Below are 3882 nucleotides of genomic sequence, written 5' to 3' on the forward strand. Positions count from 1 at the left end.
GTGGGCGCCGACGGAGCGCCGGACCCGCCGAACACGTCGGAGCGGACGAACGACCCGGTGCCGTTGTCCGGTCCGGCACCCGCGCCGGGGCGCTGGGCGTCGAAGCCGTGACGCGGCGAGGACGGGAAGTCCGGGGCAGGGGCCGGGCCCTGATCGGGCTCGATCCGCGGCATCGGAGCGGTGACGTCCGGCTGCTCGTCATGGCCGCGCGGGGTGTCCAGCGAGGCGCGCGGCACCGGCGGCTGCGCGTTCTCGTCGCTCCAGCTCGGCCGTGCCGGGGAGTTGCCGCCGGGCAGCTCGGCGCGCGGACCACCGCGGCCGGGCAGCTGCGGACGACGCCTGCCGGAACGTTCCTTGCCCTGCTTCGGCGGCACGGCGGCGGGGCCGCTGTCGGCGCCGCCCGGACGGGCCACGCCCATGTCACCGAAGCCGCCGGGGCGCTGGCCCTGACCGTTGTCGGAGAAGTTCTCGAAGTTGCCGGGGCCACCGGTCCCGGCGGCCTGCAGACCCTGCGGGGCACCCGGGGCCTGACCGCCGCCGAACATCCCGGCACCGGCCGGAGCCGGCCGCCCACCCTGCGGCGGGGGACCGCCCTGCGGCCCACGCGGACCACCGGGGTTGCCCGGGCCGCTGGGGTTGCCGGGCAGCGCGGCCCGCGGACCCTGTCCGGAGCCGACCTGCCCACGCTGCGGGGCGCCACCGAGCAGTCCGCCACCGGCGGGACCCCCGCCCAGCGGCGGACCCGCCTGGCCGCCGGCCTGGCGACGCGCGGCGGCGGCACCGGCCGCGGCCTGCGCGGCGGCCGGACCACCGGTGGACGGCCCGCCCTGGCCGGGCTTGCCCGGGGTGGGCTTCTTGTTGCCCTGCGCGACGTCGACGGGAAGCATGACGAGCGCGGTCGTACCGCCCGAGTCGGACGGCCGCAGCTGGATGCGGATGCCGTGCCGCTGGGACAGCCGGCCGACCACGAACAGACCCATGCGGCGGGAGACCGACACGTCCACGGTGGGCGGCGAGGCGAGCCGCTCGTTGATCGCGGCGAGGTCCTCGGGAGAGAGACCGATACCGGTGTCGTGGATCTCGATCAGCACCCGGCCGTCGGGCAGCGCGTGACCGGTGACCTTGACCTTGGTCTGCGGGGAGGAGAACGAGGTCGCGTTCTCCAGCAGCTCGGCGAGCAGGTGCACGAGGTCGTTGACGACGCGGCCGGCGACCTCGGTGGTCGGCACCGAGGCCAGCTCGATGCGCTCGTACTGCTCCACCTCGGACGCGGCGGCGCGGAGCACGTCGACCAGCGGGACCGGGCGGGTCCACCGGCGGCCGGGCTCCTCACCCGCGAGGACGAGGAGGTTCTCACCGTTACGGCGCATACGCGTCGCGAGGTGGTCCAGCTTGAACAGCGAGGACAGCTGGTCCGGGTCGGCCTCGCGGGACTCCAGTTCGGAGATCAGCGACAGCTGGCGCTGGATCAGGCCCTGGGAGCGGCGCGAGAGGTTGGTGAACATCGCGTTGACGTTGCCCCGGAGAAGGGCCTGCTCGGCGGCGAGGCGGACCGCCTCGCGGTGCACGTCGTCGAAGGCCGCGGCCACCTGGCCGATCTCGTCCCGGGAGTGCACACCGACCGACTCCACGGAGGTGTCGACGTCCTGCGGGTCCGACTCCGACAGCTGCTTGACCAGCTCGGGCAGTCGGTCCTGGGCGACCTTGGTCGCGGTGTCCTGCAGCCGCCGCAGCGAACGGATCATGGACCGGGCCACGACGAACGCGCCGACCAGGGAGACACCGAGGACGAGCAGGATCAGCGCACCGGAGATGATCGCTTCCTGCTCGGACTCGCTGCGGAGCGTACGAGCGGTCTGCTCCATCTCCTCCAGCAGCGTGCCCTCGATCTTCTTCATCTGCTCGATCTTGGAGGACGAGTCGTCGACCCAGTCCTTGTACGACCGCTTGTCCTGCGAGCGCAGACCGTCCCTGCTGTCGAGCACCCGGCTCGCGTAGAGGTCGGAGGCCTCGATGATGGGGCTCGCGTCGTCGATCGGCTTGGTCAGCTCCTCGGCGCCGGAACCGTAGATGTCCGAGAAGGTGCTGCGGTCGGACTCCTCGTTCGACAGCGCCGAGCTCGCGTACAGCCGGTCGTTCTCGGAGAGCGAGCCGAAGTCGTCCTTGTTCACGGGCAGGGCCGCCGCGATGACCGCGCGCTGGATGGAGGCGTACTCCTTGGCGGACGAGAACGCCGCCAGGGCACGCGTGCGCGTGATCATCTCCGGGTTGCTGGTGGCCTCGGCCATGTCCGTGGACAGGTCCAGCAGCTGCTCGATCAGACGGTGGTACGCCTCGACGGTCTGCGTGGAGTTCCGGGCGTCGTCGTACGCCCTGCTGCGGACGTTGTTGAGGTTGATCAGCTCGCGGGTGACCCGGACGAGGCTGTCACGGACGCCGGGCAGTCGGTCCGTGGTGTTGGCGTTGTCGGCTTCCTGGGTCGCGTCGAGGAACTGGGTCCGGGCCCGGTCGGTCTTCTGCCGGGCGCTCTTGACCGTCAGGTCGCTGGCGTTCAGACCGTGGGCGAGGGGCCCGGCGGACAGGTCGCGCTCCCGCTGGAGCGCGTCGGCGAGTTCGGTCGCCTGCTTGGTCATGTCGGTCAGCAGCCGCATGTTGTCGAGCTGCTGGATGTCGTCCACGTTGTCGCTGATGCGCAGCGCGCCGAGTGACGTCGCCGCCACCACGGGGAGGGCGAGCAGCGAGACGAGACGGGTCGAGATGCGCCAGTTGCGCAGGGCTATTCGGGAACCGGGGCCACCGGACTTGTTCGCGCCCTTGGACTTGCCGGGCGGCGTGGGGGGAGCTGACGCGCCGGGGCGCCCGGAGCGCTCACCGCCGTCGCCGATCTCCGCCGGACCCGGGTTCTGGGCGTGCTGGGGGGAGGAACCGTGGCCAGCTCCGTTGTGTGGCTCCGGCTCCGCCGAAGCGCTGCCATCCCTCTTGAAACGTCCCTGCACTAGCGTCGCAACCTCTGGACCAGGCGCCCCACCGAATGAACGGCGGGACGGTGTCGGCGTGTTGGGGGCGCCCTGAATACGTCCCCTGTTGGTGGTCGTGAGTGACCGGCGCTGGCTCCCCCTTCCACCGCCGCCCGGCGCTGCGTTGCGCCCCTGCGCGCCGGCACGATCCCTGCGGCGGTCCGTGGAATTCCAGCACAGTGCCGGATCTGCAACAAGGCCAATGGGTAACGGTCTGTTCACTGTGACAGCGCGTGAAGTGTGCGTTACCGAAGGTGGAGGTCATTTCCGCCAATAACGGGCATACTTGGACGATCGGTTGGCGTGAGTCGGGTGTCCCAGTCGCCATGATCAGGGGCGGAATGCAGGCTTCCGTTGGCCAATGCCCGTTTCGCCCGAGCGAGTTGAGAATCCGGAATGTCCGGTTTGTCTGGTGCTGGGTGAGCAAACTCACACACTGATCATGCCTTCTTCACCGCTTGACCCGGGAATCGGATGTTTAACCTGACGCTTTACAGGGATGGCGAATCCGACAACCCGCGCTTGTGGGGCGGCCCTTGTTGGCCCACCCGGCGCCCGCACCCGACGAGGTCTTGGACACAGTGAAGACGACGACGATGTTCCGCACGATAGCCAACCCCCGGCGCACCACGCTGGCCCACCTCGCCGACGCGGAGGAACTGCGCGCACCGGAGCAGGAGCACTCGGTCGACCTCCCCTCCCAGACCGCGAACCCGCGCCGGACGATCCTCGTGACCGCCCCGGCCCGCTCCGCGGAGTAGTTGCACGCTCAAGTACGCACACGATCCACCGCCCGCTCAAGGCGGCTCCTGCGAATACGGCACGGTTTCCCGTGAGCCGCTCCGGTGGGTACGAACGTGAAGGG

General features: G+C 70.8%; 2 protein-coding genes. One reads left to right on the plus strand and one right to left on the minus strand.

Annotation, left to right across the window (positions count from 1 at the left end; genetic code table 11):
• A partial coding sequence (locus tag STRIP9103_RS01145; protein WP_048819483.1) for a sensor histidine kinase occupies nucleotides 1-2996 on the minus strand: 2996 nt, incomplete at its 3' end.
• A gap of 602 nt (nucleotides 2997-3598) precedes the next feature.
• Here STRIP9103_RS01145 and STRIP9103_RS01150 point away from each other — a divergent pair.
• The gene (locus STRIP9103_RS01150) at nucleotides 3599-3778 is read left to right on the plus strand and encodes a hypothetical protein (protein ID WP_009294422.1); all 180 of its coding nucleotides are present in this window, start codon (nucleotides 3599-3601) and stop codon (nucleotides 3776-3778) included.
• The last annotated feature ends 104 nt before the right edge of the window (nucleotides 3779-3882 follow it).

This window comes from Streptomyces ipomoeae 91-03 (assembly GCF_000317595.1).
Lineage (GTDB): Bacteria > Actinomycetota > Actinomycetes > Streptomycetales > Streptomycetaceae > Streptomyces > Streptomyces ipomoeae.